This is a genomic window from Streptomyces sp. NPDC050433 (assembly GCF_044458565.1).
GTDB lineage: Bacteria > Actinomycetota > Actinomycetes > Streptomycetales > Streptomycetaceae > Streptomyces.
In genome coordinates this window covers 90,293-104,874 of sequence record NZ_JBITIB010000011.1, presented here as the reverse complement: position 1 = coordinate 104,874, position 14,582 = coordinate 90,293, and the positions used below count along the sequence as shown (strand labels likewise).

Sequence of the window (14,582 nt, the reverse complement as noted above, 5' to 3'; positions counted from 1 at the left end):
GGCCCGGCGGCTACCCCGCGGGCAGGTGCGTGGGGGCGAACAGCTTCAGGAGCGCCGGGAGCACCACCACCGACGGTCCGGGGGCCGCCAGCGCCTTCGACAGGTCCTCGCGCAGCGCCTCGGGGCTCGTACGCACCGCGGGCACCCCGAAGGACTCGGCGAGCGCCACGAAGTCCGGGCGGGCCAGCTCGGTGCCGGTGGTCTCGCCGAAGGCGTCCGTCATGTACTCGCGCAGGATGCCGTACCCGCCGTCGTCCACGATCAGCCAGGTGACGGGCAGGTCGTACTGCCGGGCGGTGGCCAGCTCGGCGATCGAGTACATCGCGCCGCCGTCGCCGGAGACCGCGAGGACGGGCTTCGTACGGTCGGCCGCCGCCGCTCCCAGGGCGGCCGGGAAGCCGTAGCCGAGGCCGCCGGCGCCCTGGCCGGAGTGCATCGGTCCGGGCCAGGCGGACCAGGCCCAGTAGGCGAGGATCGTCATGTCCCAGAAGCTGGGCGCGGTGGCGGGCAGCGCGGCTCGTACGGAGGCGAGCACCGCCTGCTCCAGCTCCAGGTCCTGGGCGCCGATCCGCGCCCGTACGTTCGCCAGGACCGTACGGACCGCGTCGCGCGCGGAGCCGGCGGCGGGCTCGGCGCGTTCGGTGACGGACTCCAGGAGCGCGGACAGCGCCTCGCGCGCGTCGGCGTGGATGCCGAGAGCCGGAAGGTTGGACTCCAGCTTGCCGAGGTCGGCCTCGATCTGGATCACCCGGCCGCGCGGGCGGAACGTGTAGTAGTTGGAGGACAGTTCGCCGAGTCCGGAGCCGACGACCAGGACGACGTCGGCGTCCTCCAGGAAGTCGGTGGTGTGCCGGTCCTCCAGCCAGGACTGGAGCGACAGCGGGTGCTCCCAGGGGAACGCGCCCTTGCCACCGAAGGTGGTGACGACGGGCGCGGCCAGCTTCTCGGCGAGGGCCCGCAGCTTGCCGGCGGCGTCCGCCCGTACGACTCCGCCGCCCGCGATGATCACGGGCCGCTCGGCGTGCGACAGGGCGTGCGCCGCCACGGCGACCAGCTCGGGGCGCGGCAGCAGCTCGCGCGGGGTGGCGTCGACGGCGGTGACGAGTGGCAGCGTCGTCTCCTTGAGGAGGACGTCCTGCGGGATCTCGACCCAGACGGGTCCGTGCGGTGCGGTGAGCGCGGACTCCCACGCCGCCGCGATCGCGGACGGGATCTGGGAGGGCGCCCGGACGACGTGGACGGACTTGACGATGTCGCGGAACGAGGCCTGCTGGTCGCGCAGTTCGTGGAGATAGCCGTGCCGGCCGCCGCCGAGGCCCGCCGACGGGATCTGGCTGGAGATCGCGAGCACCGGCGAGGACGCCGCCGCCGCCTCCTGGAGCGCGGCGAGCGAGGTCAGCGCGCCCGGCCCGGTGGAGAGCAGCAGGGGCGCGACCTCGCCGGTGACGCGGCCGTAGGCGTCGGCGGCGAATCCGGCGTTGTTCTCCACGCGCAGCCCGATGTACTCCAGGTCGGAGCGGCGCAGCGCGTCGAACATGGCCAGCGCGTGCTGGCCGGGCAGACCGAAGACGGTGGTGGCGCCGAGGCCGTGCAGCGTCTCGACGACGAGGTCGCCGCCGCTCCGCCCGGCGGGCGGGTTCAGGGCCTGTGCGGTCTGCTCGGGGGTGTAGCGGGGGATCTCGTGGTGGTGGTCGTGAGTCACTTCGCGCGGTCCTCAGCGATCTGGCGGGACATGATCGTGGTCAGCTCGTACGCCGTGTGGGAGGCGGCGATGGAGGTGATCTCCGCGTGGTCGTACGCCGGGGCGACCTCGACCACGTCGGCGGAGACTAGGTGGCAGGGGGCCAGTCCCCGGAGGATTTCGAGGAGTTCGCGCGAGGTGAGCCCGCCGGCCTCGGGGGTGCCGGTGCCGGGCGCGTGGGCCGGGTCGAGCACGTCGATGTCGATCGAGATGTACAGCGGGCGGTCCCCGATGCGCTGCCGCAGCTGGTCGGCGACCTCGTCGACGCCGCGCCGCATGACGTCGGCGGAGGTGACGATGCCGAAGCCCATCCGGTGGTCGTCGTCCAGGTCCTTCTTGCCGTAGAGCGGCCCGCGTGTGCCGACGTGCGACAGCGCCTCGGTGTCGAGGATGCCTTCTTCGACGGCGCGGCGGAACGGGGTGCCGTGGGTGTACTCGGCGCCGAAGTACGTGTCCCAGGTGTCCAGGTGCGCGTCGAAGTGGAGCAGCGCGACCGGGCCGTGCCTCTTGGCGACCGAGCGGAGGAGGGGAAGCGCGATCGTGTGGTCGCCGCCGAGGGTCATCAGGCGGGCGCCGGTGCCGAGCAGGTCGTCGGCCGCCGCCTCGATCGTGTCGACGGCCTCGTTGATGTTGAAGGGGTTGGCGGCGATGTCACCGGCGTCGGCGATCTGCGCGAGCGCGAACGGCGACGCGTCCTGGGCGGGGTTGTACGGGCGCAGCAGGCGGGACGCCTCGCGGATCGCGTTGCCGCCGAAGCGGGCGCCGGGCCGGTAGGACACCCCGCTGTCGAAGGGGACCCCGACCACGGCGACATCGGCGGCCCCGACCTCGTCCAGCCCGGGCAGCCGGGCGAAGGTGGCGGGTCCCGCGTACCGGGGCACGCGGGAGGAGTCGACGGGCCCGCGCGGGCCGCCTTCCGGGCCCGCGCCCGCTGCGGGGCCGGGGCCTTGGTGTCCTGCTGCGCTGCTCATGCTCGTCGAGCCCTTTCGTGGTGCGTGTTCGTGTCCAGCATGACCTGCCGCACCGACAGTCCCGCTGCCGGTGGTCCGGGGTGTACGCGGATCAGCCCGTGCTTCCGGCGGGCACGGACGGCTCCCGGGGACCGTCCCCGTCCTCGGCCCCGGACTCTGCGATCCCGCCCCCGCTCTCCCCCGCGAGGCGGCGGCGCCACACGGCCAGCACGGCCGCGTCGGTCGGCTTCGTCGCCAGGCTGACGACGAGGTAGACCACCAGCGAGGAGAGCAGCCCGTAGTAGACGGGCTCGTTGGCCAGGATGCCGTACGACATCATCAGGCCGACCACCGAAAGGCCGCCCACGATCATCGCGGCGAGCGCGCCCTGTACCGTGCCGCGCTTCCACAGGAGGCCGCCGAGGATGGGCACGAGCAGACCGCCGACGAGCAGGTTGTACGCGACGGTCAGTGCCCCGACGACGTCGTTGAGCGCGATCGCGATGCCGATGACGGCGAGTCCCATGACCAGGATGAAGGCGCGGTTGTCCTTCACCTCGTCCCGCTCGCCCACCGCCTCCGGCCGCCCGTCCCGCTGTCCGACCAGGCTCCTCAGCCGCGCCCAGATGTCGTTGTTGGCGACGGTGGCGCAGGCGATCAGGGCGCCCGACGACGTCGACATCACGGCGGCGAGCGCGGCGGCCAGCACCAGTCCCCTTACGCCGGGCGGGAGTTCGTCCTTGACGATGGTGGCGAACGCGTCGTCGGGGCTCGGCAGCTTCGGGTAGAGAACCTTGGCGGCGGTGCCGATGACGGCTCCGGCTATCGCGTAGAGGAGACAGTAGGTACCGGCGACGGTGCCGCCCCAGCGGGCGGTGCTGTCGCTGCGCGCGGTGAACACCCGCTGCCAGATGTCCTGTCCGATGAGCATGCCGAAGGTGTAGATCAGCACGTACGTGAAGATCGTCTCGCCGCCGATGCCCAGTGGGTCGAAGTACTCCGTGGGAAGCGTCGCCTTCATCTCGCTGAAGCCGCCCGCCTTGACGACCGCGATGGGCAGCAGGAGCAGCAGCACGCCGATCGTCTTGACGACGAACTGCACCATGTCGGTGAGCGTGATCGACCACATGCCGCCGAGCGTCGAGTACGCGACCACGATCGCGCCGCCCAGCATGATCGCGACGGTGCGGTGCAGGTCGAAGAGGACATCGAAGATCGTGGCGTACGCGATGGTCGAGGTGACCGCGAGCATCAGGGTGTAGGCCCACATGACCAGCCCGGAGATGATGCCGGCGCGCCCTCCGTACCGAAGGTCGAGCATCTCGGAGACGGTGTAGACCTTCAGCCGGGAGATCCGCGCGGAGAAGAACACCGACAGGGCCAGCAGTCCGATACCGATGGTGAAGACCAGCCAGGCGCCGGAGAGTCCGTACTGGTAGCCGAGGCCGACGCCGCCGATGGTGGAGGCGCCGCCGAGGACGATGGCGGCCATCGTGCCCGAGTACATCCAGGGGCCGAGCCGGCGGCCCGCCACCAGGAACTCGCTCTTGGACCTGGCGCGGCGCATGCCCCACCAGCCCATGGCGAGCATGCCGACGAGATAGACGACGATCACCGCGTAGTCCACAGCCATGGGGCTTCCTCCTGATCGACTCCGGGGTACCGGGGGTCCGGTGGTGTGCGAGTCGACGGTAGGTGGCCGGAAAGCAACGCTGAAGTGTACGTTTCATCCATTCTTCCCACCGCCTGTGGATGGACCATCCATGCCGGAACCTTCCGCTCCGCCCACCCCGCCCGTCCCGCTGGCCGCGCTGCTCGCGGACGGTGCGCTCGGCCTGCGCCTGGTCGCGGGTCTGCCGGACGCTGCCGCGAAAGGCGTCGCCGTCCACTGGGTGCACACCTCGGAGATGGCCGACCCGTACCCGTATCTGCTCGGCGGTGAGCTGCTGTTGACGGCGGGCGTGCAGCTCACGGACGCGCACACCGACACCTATGTGAGAAGGGTCGTCGAGGCGGGCGCCACGGCGCTCGGTTTCGGGGTCGCGCCGGTGTACGACACGGTCCCGGCCGGCCTGGTCGAGGCCTGCGACCGGTACCGGCTGCCTCTGTTGGAGATCCCCCGGCGCACCCCCTTCACCACCGTGGCGCGCGGAGTGTGGCGGCTGATGGCCGAGGCCCGCCACCGGGAACTGCGCCGGGTCACCGAGGCCCAGCAGGGCCTCGCCTCGGCCGCCGCCCGCCCGGACCCGGTCCCGGCGGTGCTGCGCCAGCTCGCGGTACGGCTCGGGGGCCGGGCGGTGCTGTTCGCCCCCGACGGCGCGGAGCTGCATGCCACGGGCCGGGACCCGGCGCCGGGATCCCGTACGGCCCTGGCCCGGCTGGCGCGCGTGGTGGCCCCGCCGCACGGGACCGCCACGGACACGGCCGGTGGCGCGCCACTGGCCGCGTACGCGCTGGGCGGCGGCCAGGGTCTCGTCCTCGGCGTCGCGGCAGGCAGCCGGGAGGCCGGGGACCACACCGTCACGGGCATGGCCGTCGTCCTGCTGTCGCTGCTCACGGCGCCGCACCAGGGCGCGGCGGAGGCGGCGCGTTCGGCGGCGCTCGTACGGCTGCTGCTGGGCGCCACGCCCGCCGACGCGGCGCCGCTGCTCGGCCCCGGTCCCTGGACCGTGGTGCACGCGCACGGCGGTGACACACCCTTCGCCCCGTCGGCGCTGGCGGCGGCGCTCGGCAGCGCGCTGGCCGAGTCGGACGGCGCCACCGTCCGCGTCCTCACCGACCGCCCGGTCACCGCCCAGCCCGGCTGGACGCTCGGGGTGAGCGCGCCCGCCGGCCCCGCCGCGCTGCCCGGGGCCGACGCCCAGGCGCGGCGCGCGCTGCGCCGCGCGGAGGCCACCCGCGCCGAACTCGTACAGCACCGGGAACCCGGCCCCGACGCCCTCACCGCGCTCGTACCTCCCAAGGAGGCCGCGGCGCACGCCCGTTCCCGCCTGGCCCCGATCGCCGACTCCCCCGCGCTGACCGAGACCCTGCGCACCTGGCTGTCGCTGCACGGCAGTTGGGACCGTACGGCGGTGGCCCTGACGGTCCACCGCAACACGGTGCGCCAGCGCATCACCCGCTGCGCGACGCTCCTGGAGGCGGACCTGGACGAGGCGGACGTACGGATGGAGCTGTGGTTCGCGCTGCGCTGGCTGTGAGCGGTGCCTGCGGAGATCGCACCGTCCCGGCCGTCAGAGGAAACGTCCGAGGAAGGCGCGGGTACGGGGGTTGGACGGCCGGTCGAGTACGTCCTCGGGGGTACCGCTCTCCAGCACGCAGCCACCGTCCATGAAGACCACCCGGTCCGCGACCTCCTTGGCGAACCCGACCTCGTGGGTCACCACGATCATGGTGAGGCCGTCGCGGGCCAGGTCCCGCATCGTCGCGAGTACCTCACCGACGAGTTCCGGGTCCAGGGCGCTGGTCGGCTCGTCGAAGAGCATCAGCTTCGGCCGCATCGCCAGGGCGCGGGCGATGGCGACGCGCTGCTGCTGGCCGCCGGACAGCTGTCTCGGGTAGGCGTCGGCCTTGTCCGACAGGCCCACGCGCTCCAGCAGCGCGAGTGCTGTCTTCCGCGCCTCGGCCTTCGGCACCCGGAGCACCCCGACCGGTGCCTCCATGACATTGCCGAGGACGGTCTGGTGCGGAAAGAGATTGAAGTGCTGGAACACCATGCCGATGTCACGGCGCTGCCGGGTCACCTCGCGGGGGCGCAGATGGTGGACGCGGGAGCCGGACGTGCGGTGGCCGATCAGCCGGCCGCCGACATGGATGGAGCCCGCGTCGATCTGCTCCAGATGGTTGATGCACCGCAGGAAGGTCGACTTGCCCGACCCGGACGGGCCCATGAGGACGACGACCTCGCCCGCGCGCACGTCGAGGTCGATACCGCGCAGCACTTCCAGGTGCCCGAACCGCTTGTGCACGCCGTGGGCGACCACCAGGGGCGGCGCGACGGGATCGACCGAGGCAGCTCCCCGCGGGGCCTTCGCCAAGGTGTCCTCGGTCAAGATGTCCTTGGTCATGGGGTTTCCTCCTTCTCGGCGGCAGGCGAGGTGGGCGACGTGGCCGCCGCGGTGCGTCGCCGGAAGAGCGCGAAGTCCCAGAAGCCCTGCTGGGCCTGGCGGGTCGCACCGCGTGCGTAGTACCGCTCGATGAACGACTGGCCGACGTAGAGCACGCTCGTCATGACCAGGTACCAGAGGCAGGCCACGATCAGCAGCGGGATGGTCTCGAAGGTGCGGTTGTAGATCGACTGCACGGTGTAGAGCAGATCCGCCAGGGCGATGACGCTCACCAGCGAGGTGGCCTTCATCATGTTGATCACCTGGCTGCCGGTGGGCGGCACGATGAACCGCATCGCCTGCGGCAGCACCACGCGCCGCAGTATCCGAGTCTTGCCCATGCCGAGCGCGGCGGCGGCCTCCGTCTGCCCCGGGTCGACGCCCAGCAGTCCGCCGCGCACGATCTCGGCCATGTAGGCGGCTTCGTTGAGCCCGAGGCCGAGGATGGCGGCGAGCAGCGGGGTGATGAGCGAGTTCGTCTGGCCGCTGACGAACTCGGGGCCGAACGGCACCCCGAAGGAGATCCGGGGCAGCAGCGCCGACAGGTTGTACCAGAACACGAGTTGGACCAGGACCGGGATCCCCCGGAAGAACCAGACGTACGCGCCGCAGACGACGCTCAGCACACGGTTCTCCGACATCCGGCCGACCGCGACGAGTACGCCGCCGACGATGCCGATGAGCATGGCGATGACGGTCAGTTCGATGGTCGTGGCGATGCCCTGCCCGATGGCCTGCGCACCGAAGTAGCTGCCTACGGTGGCCCATTCGAAGTTGCTGTTGGTCACCAGGAAGTGGCCGAGCTGGGCGCCGAGGACCACGAGGGCCAGGACCGACAGCCAGCGCATCGGATGCCGTACGTGGGCGGCCCCGGCCACATCGACGACGGGTACCGTTCCCGGCCCGGCGGCGCCACCGGCATCGTCCGTGGCGGCTTTCCTGGGGGTGGTGGAGGTGGGGGAGTGTGCGGTGGCCATGGTCGGCTCACCTCCTCACTGGGATCAGGCGTCGCCGCCGAGGTTGACACCGGGCTTGTCGAGCTGGTTGGCGGACAGACCCCACTGCTTCATGATCCGGCCGTAGGTGCCGTTGTCGATGAGCTTCTGGATCGACTTGACGAGTACGTCGCGCAGCGGCGAGTCCTTGGCGACGACCGTGCCCTGGTAGAGGTCGTTGAAGCCGTTCGACTGGCCTGTTCCGCTCAGTTCGAGTTCGCCCTTCGCCTGGGAGACGAAGTACGTGAGGGGCGCCTGCGAGGAGAAGAACGCGTCGGCCCTGCCGGACCGTACGGCCAGGATCGAGCCGGGCTGGTCCTTGTACGACTGGACCTTGACGGCCGGCTTGCCGTCCGTGACGCACTTCTCGGACTGCTTCTTGATCACGGCTTCGGCCGAGCCGCCGCCCATGACGGCGATCCGCTTGCCGCAGGCGGTGTCGAGGTCCTTGATGCCCTGCGGGTTCCCCTTCTTCACCGCGAAGACGACGAACTCCTGTGCCCAGTCGACGAAGTCGTTGGCGCTCTGACGGTCCTTGAAGTCCCCGATCGGGCCGATCGCGAGGTCGTAGCGGCCCGCCTTGATTCCGGTCAGCACGCTGGGCAGGCCGTCCGCCGTCACATGCTCGATCTTGACGCCGAGGAGCTGCCCGAGCGCCTCGGAGAGGTCGGCGGAGGCTCCGGTGAGGCTGTGTCCGTCGGAGCCGGCTATCTCGTACGGCGGGAAGGAGCCGTTGTTGACCGAGACCAGCTTGCCGGACGTGCGCGCCTTCTCGGGCAGCAGCGCGCTCAGTTCCTTGTCCACGGTCAGCTTGGACTTGGCCTGGCCCGCGGCGCCGGTGCTGTCCGTGGCGCCCTTGGACTGGGGCGGGTTGCTGCCGCAGCCGACGAGGACGAGAGAGCAGACGAGGGCGGTGGCGAACCCCGCACTCTTCGGGAAGTGTTTCGGGAAACTCATGAGTGGGCTCCAGATGGTGCGAGGGGAATGACTGCCGGGTCGACGGCGAACCGGCGGTTGGCCAGCACGGGCAGGGTCCGGCGGGCGGAGGATGTGATGTCGGGGTCGGCCTCGGCCCAGGCCAGCCCGCGTACGGCGGCGAGCCGGGTGCGTACGGTGCCGAGCGGGTCCACGACGAGGCTGTTGCCGATGTTGCGCGGGCCGCACTCGCCGCTCGCCGCGACCCAGCAGGTGTTCTCCAGCGCCCGCGCCGTGATCATGACCTCCCAGTGGCGCTCCTTGGCCGGACCGCGTACCCATGCCGCGGGCAGCGCCAGGACCTCGGCGCCGGCGTCCACGAGGAGCCGGGCCAGTTCGGGGAAGCGCACGTCGTAGCAGGTCATGAGGCCGACCTTGGTGCCGGCCACCTCGATGACGACGGGCGGCTCGTCCGCCGGGCGTACGTTCGCCGACTCCTGGTCGCCGAAGGCGTCGTAGAGATGGATCTTGCGGTACCGGCCGACCAGCTCGCCGTCGCGGAGCGCGACGAGTGTGTTGAACACCCGCCCGTCGTCGGAGGGTTCATGGATTCCGACGACGACGGTGACATGGCTCCCGACGGTCGTGGCGCGCAGTTCGCTGACGAACGGGCCGTCCAGCGGCTGGGCCACCTCGCGGATGCGGTGGCGGTCCTCGGTGAAGCGGGCCAGTACCCCTTCGGGGAGTACGAGCAGATCCGCGCCGCCCCGTTCCGCCTCGGCGGTGAGTTCCTGGCAGGCGGCGAGATTGTCCTTCCAGTCGGGGCTGGCGGCGAATTGTCCGACGGCTATGCGCATGGTGACGGCTCCGGGAGGCTCAGGCGGCGGTCAGGGGAAGGGGGCGGGGGAGCACGGCGTCGGGGACGCGCGCGAGCGCGGGGTCGGGGAAGACCACGGCCGGGTCGATGGGTTCGGGCCAGACTCCCTGCGCGTACAGCTCCTCGCAGAAGGCGCTGGTCATCTCCGCGTTGCTCTCCGCCCCGTACGGCATCCAGTCGCCGCCGAACAGGACGGCCGACTCGGTCAGTTCGTGCAGCAGCCACGGCGTGGTGTCGGCGAGCAGCCTGCGCCGCTCGACCCAGCGGCGCTTGGACCGCTCAAGGCCCGCGAGCAGCGCGGCGGGCAGCGTGGGATGGGCCTCGACGACCTCGCGCTTGAGGGTGACGAGGTGGATTCCGGGGACGAAGCCGGTGGCCGCCCAGTAGGCGCGCTCGGCCGCCCGGTGGTCGTCCAGCAGATGCCGGAAGCGGCTGTCAGGGGTGAAGAGTTCCGCGGGCATGAACGGGCTGAGTATCGCGTCCAGCCGGCCCGCGGCCAGCTCGCCCTCCAGAGTCTCGCCCTCGCCCATGGCGGAGACGTTCGGCGGAAGCGGCCTGCCGCCCAGCCGGTCCTTGCCCGACTCCCCCGCTGTCAGCGGCCCCACCCGCCAGGTCACGCCGGTGAGATCGACCCCTTCCGCGCGCAGCAGGGCGCGGGTCCAGGTGTTGCCGGAGTCCGGCCAGCCGGTGAGTCCGACCCTGGCCCCGGCGAGCTGGGCGAGGGTGTGCAGCGGGCTGTCCACCCGTACGAGTACGCAGCGCTGGCGGAATCCGCGCATGACGAACGCGGGCAGGCCGACCAGCCGGTCGTCGCCGGCCGCGCGGGCCTGGACGTAGCGGCTGAACGAGGTCTCGCCGCCGTCGAGTCCGGGCTCGGTGAGTACGTCGGGGGTGGTGTCGCGCGAGTCGACCCGGACGGTGAAGCCCGCGACGTCCACCAGCCCGGAGGCCAGGGGTACGACATGGTCCCAGTCACGAAGTCCCAGACGGATCACGGGAGATGACGCGGACGATGGCGCGGACGTCGGTGCGGGGGAAGACACAGCGGGCACTCCTTGCATTCAGCACACTTCGCATATAGTTCACTTTCGGCCACATTCGGCCGTGCGATGGCTGGAACACTATTGTTCAGCGACAGGGTAAACAAGGTCCCGTTTGTTCCCGAACATTATTTTTCCGTGCTGTAACCTGCCGTAATCCGCCGCGCGGCCGTGCGGGGCGGGGCTCGGACAGGCGTGGGGTGGGCAATGCAGGAGAACGCGGTGACCAGAACCGGACTGGCCGCGCGCATCACGGACGCCAGCGCACGCGGTATCGCCGCCGCGATGACGGACCTCATCAGGTCGGGGGAGCTCGCGCCCGGCAGCACACTGCCCACGGTGCGCGGCCTCGCCGCCGAACTCGGCGTGAGCCCCGGCACCGTGGCGGAGGCCTGGGCGGCACTGCGCAGACACCGGATGATCACCACGCTCGGCCGCCGGGGCAGCGTCGTCAGCGGGCCGCCGACCGTTCCGCACCCGGCCCGTTTCGAGCGCGTGGGGGACCTCGGATCCCATCTCACGCTTGACCTCGCCGTGGCCGCCCCGGACCCGGCCCTGCTGCCGGCGCTGGACGACGCCCTGCTCGCGGGAGCGCGGAATCCGCAGCTCAACGACTACTCCCGGTCCGCCATCACACCCGCCCTGCTGGACGCCGTACGGGACACCTGGCCGTTCGAACCGGGCGCCTGGACGGCCGTGGGCGGCGGCTACGAAGGCGTACAACTGCTCTGTCAGTCCCTGATCGTCCCCGGCGACCGGGTCGCCGTGGAGGACCCGACCGCGGCACGGCTGCTGGACATCCTCGAAGCGCTCGACGCGCAGATCGTCCCGGTCGCCTGCGACACAGAAGGACCACTCCCCGATTCCCTCGCCGACGCGCTGCGGCAGCGCCCCGTGCTCTTCCTGCACCAGTCACGGGCGCAGGCCCCGTGCGGCTGGACGGTCAGCGAGGAACGGGCCGCCGCGCTGGCCGCGCTGCTCGAAGGCTCACCTAACGTCGTCGTGATCGAGGACGACGGCATCGGCCCCGTCGCGATGAGCCCGGCGGCGAGCATCGGCGCCCATCTCCCGCACCGGACGGCCCTGGTGCGCTCGTACTCCAAGTCGTACGGGCCCGATCTGCGCATCGCGGTGGTCGGCGGACCCGCCGAAGTCGTGGAGCGGGCACGGGTGTTGCGTACCTTCGGTACGGGGTGGACCAGCCGGATCCTCCAGGACGCCCTGGCCCATCTGCTGTCCGACGACGAGACGGGCCACCGCGTACAGGCCGCCGCGCACCGCTACGACCTGCGCCGCCGCGCGCTGGCCGACCGCCTGGCCGGCCATGGCGTGGAGACCGCCAACCGGGACGGGCTGATGCTGTGGGTACCGGTCGCGGACGAGACGTCCGCGCTGGTCACACTGGCGGCGCGAGGCGTCACCGTCTCACCGGGCAGCCGCTTCTGCGTCTCCTACGCCGCCCCCCACGTACGGATCGCCACCAGCCGCCTCACGGAAAACGCACAGGCGCTGGACGAGACGGCGGCGCTGATCGTCCTGGCGGCATCGGCCTCGACGGGCCGACCCGGCTGATCGCGCCGCCGCGTGAGGCCCAGGAGGCGGCGGGCTGTGATGCCGCTGACACCGCAGGTCTGTGGACACCCGAGTGAACCGCCCGGTAACTTGGACTGAGCAAGCGCTTAGACAGCCCAACTCAGCCTTGAAGGAGAGGAATCCCGTGCGCCGTAGCGTGTACAACGAGGACCACGAGGCGTTCCGGGAGACCCTTCGCGCCTTCATCGAGGCCGAGGTCGTCCCGGTCTACGACGAGTGGTACGCCGAGGGCCTGGTGCCGCGCGAGTTCTACTACAAGCTCGGCGAGTTGGGCATCTTCGGTATCGAGGTGCCGGAGGAGTTCGGGGGCGCCGGCGAGGAGTCGTTCAAGTTCCAGGCGATCGTCTCCGAGGAGTGCGCCCGCGCGGGCGTCTCCTTCGGAGGGTCCAGCGTGCATGTCGCGCTCTGCCTGCCGTATGTGAAGACGTACGCCACCGACGAGCAGAAGAAGCGGTGGCTGCCCGGCTTCGTGACGGGCGAGACCATGTACGCCATCGCCATGACCGAGCCCGGCACCGGCTCCGACCTCGCGGGTATGAAGACCACGGCCAAGCTCTCCGCCGACGGCTCGCACTACGTGCTCAACGGCGCCAAGACCTTCATCACCGGCGGCGTGCACGCCGACCGCGTCATCGTCTGCGCCCGCACCGCCCCGCCGAGCCCGGAGGACCGCAGGCACGGCATCTCGCTGTTCGTCGTGGACACGAAGTCCGAGGGGTACGCGGTCGGCCGCAAGCTCGACAAGCTGGGCCTGAAGTCGTCGGACACCGCCGAACTGTCCTTCAGCGACGTCAAGGTACCCGTGGACGACCTGCTCGGCGAGGAGAACAAGGGCTTCTCCTACCTCGGGCAGAATCTTCCGCAGGAGCGCCTGGGCATCGCCGTCGGCGCGTACGCGCAGGCGTCGGCCGCGATCCGCTTCGCGCAGCAGTACGTGCAGGACCGCACCGTCTTCGGCAAAACCGTCGCCTCCTTCCAGAACACCAAGTTCGAACTGGCCGCCTGCAAGGCCGAGGTCGACGCCGCCGAGGCCGTCTGCGACCGTGCGCTCGATGCCCACGACTTGGGCGAACTGTCCGCCGCCGAGGCCGCGTCGGCGAAGCTCTTCTGTACGGAGGTCGCGCACCGCGTCATCGACAAGTGCCTCCAACTGCACGGCGGCTACGGCTACATGAACGAGTACCCGATCGCCCGCCTGTACGCGGACAACCGCGTCAACCGCATCTACGGCGGCACCAGCGAGGTCATGAAGATGATCATCGCCAAGTCCATGGGCCTGTAAGGCCGTCAGCGGCCAGAGCCATGAAGTACGCGGACCGGTTCGTCGACCCGTCCGTGGCCGACCGGCTGCTGGAGGCGCGCGGCGGTGGATCCGCGGTACGTGGACGCCCCGCCGTACGCCACGGCCGGGCAGCCGCGTGAGGCCCGCTCGCTGGTCTGGTTCCGCACGGTCGGCAAGCTCGCCGACGACCCGCTGCTGGAAGCCGGGCCCGAGGGAGTGACGCGCGGGGCGGGTGCGCGCCGTCCGCGGGTCTCAGACGGTGTTCGTCAGACCGGCCCCGTTCAGCAGGTACTCCGTCATCGGGTCGTAGAAGCGCGGGTCCGTCACATGGTCGTCCAGCGGCACCGTCACCTGGAGGGTGCCCTCCGCCTCCCCGATGAACAGGGCGGGGTCGTTGCAGTCCGCGTACCCGATCGAGTCGAGGCCCCGCTGGCCCGCACAGCCCGCCCAGCCGTGGTCGGCGAGCACCAGGTCCGGCTGCGGTCTCCCGTCGCGCTCCAGGGCGTCCAGGATGGCGCGCATCGGCTCCGGCGAGTGGGTGTGCCAGAGCGTCGCGCCGCGCTCCAGCATGGCGACGCCGGCGAACTGGAAGAGCATGCCCTCGTCGGCCGTCAGGCCGCCGGGGATCCGGATGATCTCGCAGCCGGCCAGCCGCAGCGCGTCCGCCGTCTGCCGGTGCACATCGAGCAGGCCGCCGGGGTGGCCGGTGGCGAACAGCACGCTCTCGCGACCCGCCGCCGCCTTGCGCAGCCGCGCCGCCATCCGCTCCAACGCGTCGACGGTCAGCTCGGGGTCGATGGTGTCCTGGCCGTGCCGGTGCTCCGGATCGTCGTTGACCCCGCACCGCTCGGCCATCACGGCGAGCACGTCCTGCTCGTCGGTCCAGCGGTCGCCCAGCTCCAGGCCCAGCCAGAAGTGGCGGTCGCCGTTGGCGAGCTTGCGATAGTGGGAGAGGTTGTTGTCCCTGGGTGTGGCCACGTCTCCGGCGATGCGCGTACGGACGAGGTGGTCGACGAGAGCTTCGCGGCTGGGTATCGGCATGAGCCCATTGTGCCGTCAGACGCAGTCGCGGTGCCGCTGGTC

The 14,582-nt window shown here is 71.3% G+C and carries 12 protein-coding genes and 1 pseudogene; 4 read left to right on the top strand and 9 right to left on the bottom strand.

From position 1 onward, the window contains the following. Nucleotides 1-10 precede the first annotated feature (10 nt). From ACIBLA_RS15735 to ACIBLA_RS15725, 3 genes are all read right to left on the bottom strand, one after another. The gene (locus tag ACIBLA_RS15735) at nucleotides 11-1,702 is read right to left on the bottom strand and encodes a thiamine pyrophosphate-binding protein (RefSeq protein WP_399198902.1); all 1,692 of its coding nucleotides are present in this window, start codon (nucleotides 1,700-1,702) and stop codon (nucleotides 11-13) included. Beyond that, complete coding sequence (gene speB / locus ACIBLA_RS15730; RefSeq protein WP_399198900.1) at nucleotides 1,699-2,712, bottom strand: agmatinase; 1,014 nt, start codon at nucleotides 2,710-2,712, stop codon at nucleotides 1,699-1,701. The genes ACIBLA_RS15735 and speB overlap by 4 nt, the downstream gene beginning before the upstream one ends. Nucleotides 2,713-2,803: 91 nt before the next feature. Next, nucleotides 2,804-4,324, bottom strand: a complete 1,521-nt coding sequence (locus ACIBLA_RS15725; RefSeq protein WP_363242324.1) for a sodium:solute symporter — start codon at nucleotides 4,322-4,324, stop codon at nucleotides 2,804-2,806. A gap of 130 nt (nucleotides 4,325-4,454) precedes the next feature. Here ACIBLA_RS15725 and ACIBLA_RS15720 point away from each other — a divergent pair, with 130 nt between their 5' ends. Beyond that, entirely contained in the window at nucleotides 4,455-5,891 is a 1,437-nt protein-coding gene (locus ACIBLA_RS15720) for a PucR family transcriptional regulator ligand-binding domain-containing protein (RefSeq protein ID WP_399198899.1), read from the top strand. A gap of 33 nt (nucleotides 5,892-5,924) precedes the next feature. On the opposite strand, the gene ACIBLA_RS15715 is transcribed toward ACIBLA_RS15720, so the two are convergent. From ACIBLA_RS15715 to ACIBLA_RS15695, 5 genes are read right to left on the bottom strand one after another with little or no spacing between them, the layout of a single operon-like run. Then, entirely contained in the window at nucleotides 5,925-6,758 is an 834-nt protein-coding gene (locus ACIBLA_RS15715; RefSeq protein ID WP_363242326.1) for an amino acid ABC transporter ATP-binding protein, read from the bottom strand. Beyond that, complete coding sequence (locus ACIBLA_RS15710) at nucleotides 6,755-7,774, bottom strand: amino acid ABC transporter permease (RefSeq protein WP_363242327.1); 1,020 nt, start codon at nucleotides 7,772-7,774, stop codon at nucleotides 6,755-6,757. The genes ACIBLA_RS15715 and ACIBLA_RS15710 overlap by 4 nt, the downstream gene beginning before the upstream one ends. Nucleotides 7,775-7,798: 24 nt before the next feature. Continuing rightward, entirely contained in the window at nucleotides 7,799-8,749 is a 951-nt protein-coding gene (locus ACIBLA_RS15705) for an ABC transporter substrate-binding protein (RefSeq protein ID WP_399198898.1), read from the bottom strand. Beyond that, nucleotides 8,746-9,564 carry a deaminated glutathione amidase gene (locus ACIBLA_RS15700; RefSeq protein WP_363242329.1) on the bottom strand — a complete coding sequence of 273 codons (819 nt, stop codon included), beginning with the start codon at nucleotides 9,562-9,564 and terminating at the stop codon, nucleotides 8,746-8,748. The genes ACIBLA_RS15705 and ACIBLA_RS15700 overlap by 4 nt, the downstream gene beginning before the upstream one ends. A gap of 19 nt (nucleotides 9,565-9,583) precedes the next feature. Continuing rightward, entirely contained in the window at nucleotides 9,584-10,579 is a 996-nt protein-coding gene (locus tag ACIBLA_RS15695; RefSeq protein WP_363242330.1) for a hypothetical protein, read from the bottom strand. Nucleotides 10,580-10,846: 267 nt separating this feature from the next. Here ACIBLA_RS15695 and ACIBLA_RS15690 point away from each other — a divergent pair, with 267 nt between their 5' ends. The 3 genes and pseudogenes from ACIBLA_RS15690 to ACIBLA_RS15680 all read left to right on the top strand — a co-directional run. Then, nucleotides 10,847-12,196: an aminotransferase class I/II-fold pyridoxal phosphate-dependent enzyme gene (locus ACIBLA_RS15690; protein ID WP_399198897.1), complete on the top strand. Its 1,350-nt coding sequence runs from the start codon at nucleotides 10,847-10,849 to the stop codon at nucleotides 12,194-12,196. A 145-nt stretch (nucleotides 12,197-12,341) separates the two neighbouring features. Next, a complete protein-coding gene (locus ACIBLA_RS15685) occupies nucleotides 12,342-13,499 on the top strand; it encodes an acyl-CoA dehydrogenase family protein (protein ID WP_399198896.1) in 1,158 nt (385 codons plus the stop codon). A 23-nt stretch (nucleotides 13,500-13,522) separates the two neighbouring features. Next, nucleotides 13,523-13,697, top strand: a pseudogene (locus tag ACIBLA_RS15680) (acyl-CoA thioesterase II); the annotation flags it as partial. Between the two features lie 54 nt (nucleotides 13,698-13,751). Here ACIBLA_RS15680 and ACIBLA_RS15675 read toward each other — a convergent pair. Further along, complete coding sequence (locus tag ACIBLA_RS15675; protein WP_363242333.1) at nucleotides 13,752-14,540, bottom strand: phosphatase; 789 nt, start codon at nucleotides 14,538-14,540, stop codon at nucleotides 13,752-13,754. Nucleotides 14,541-14,582: the final 42 nt, after the last annotated feature.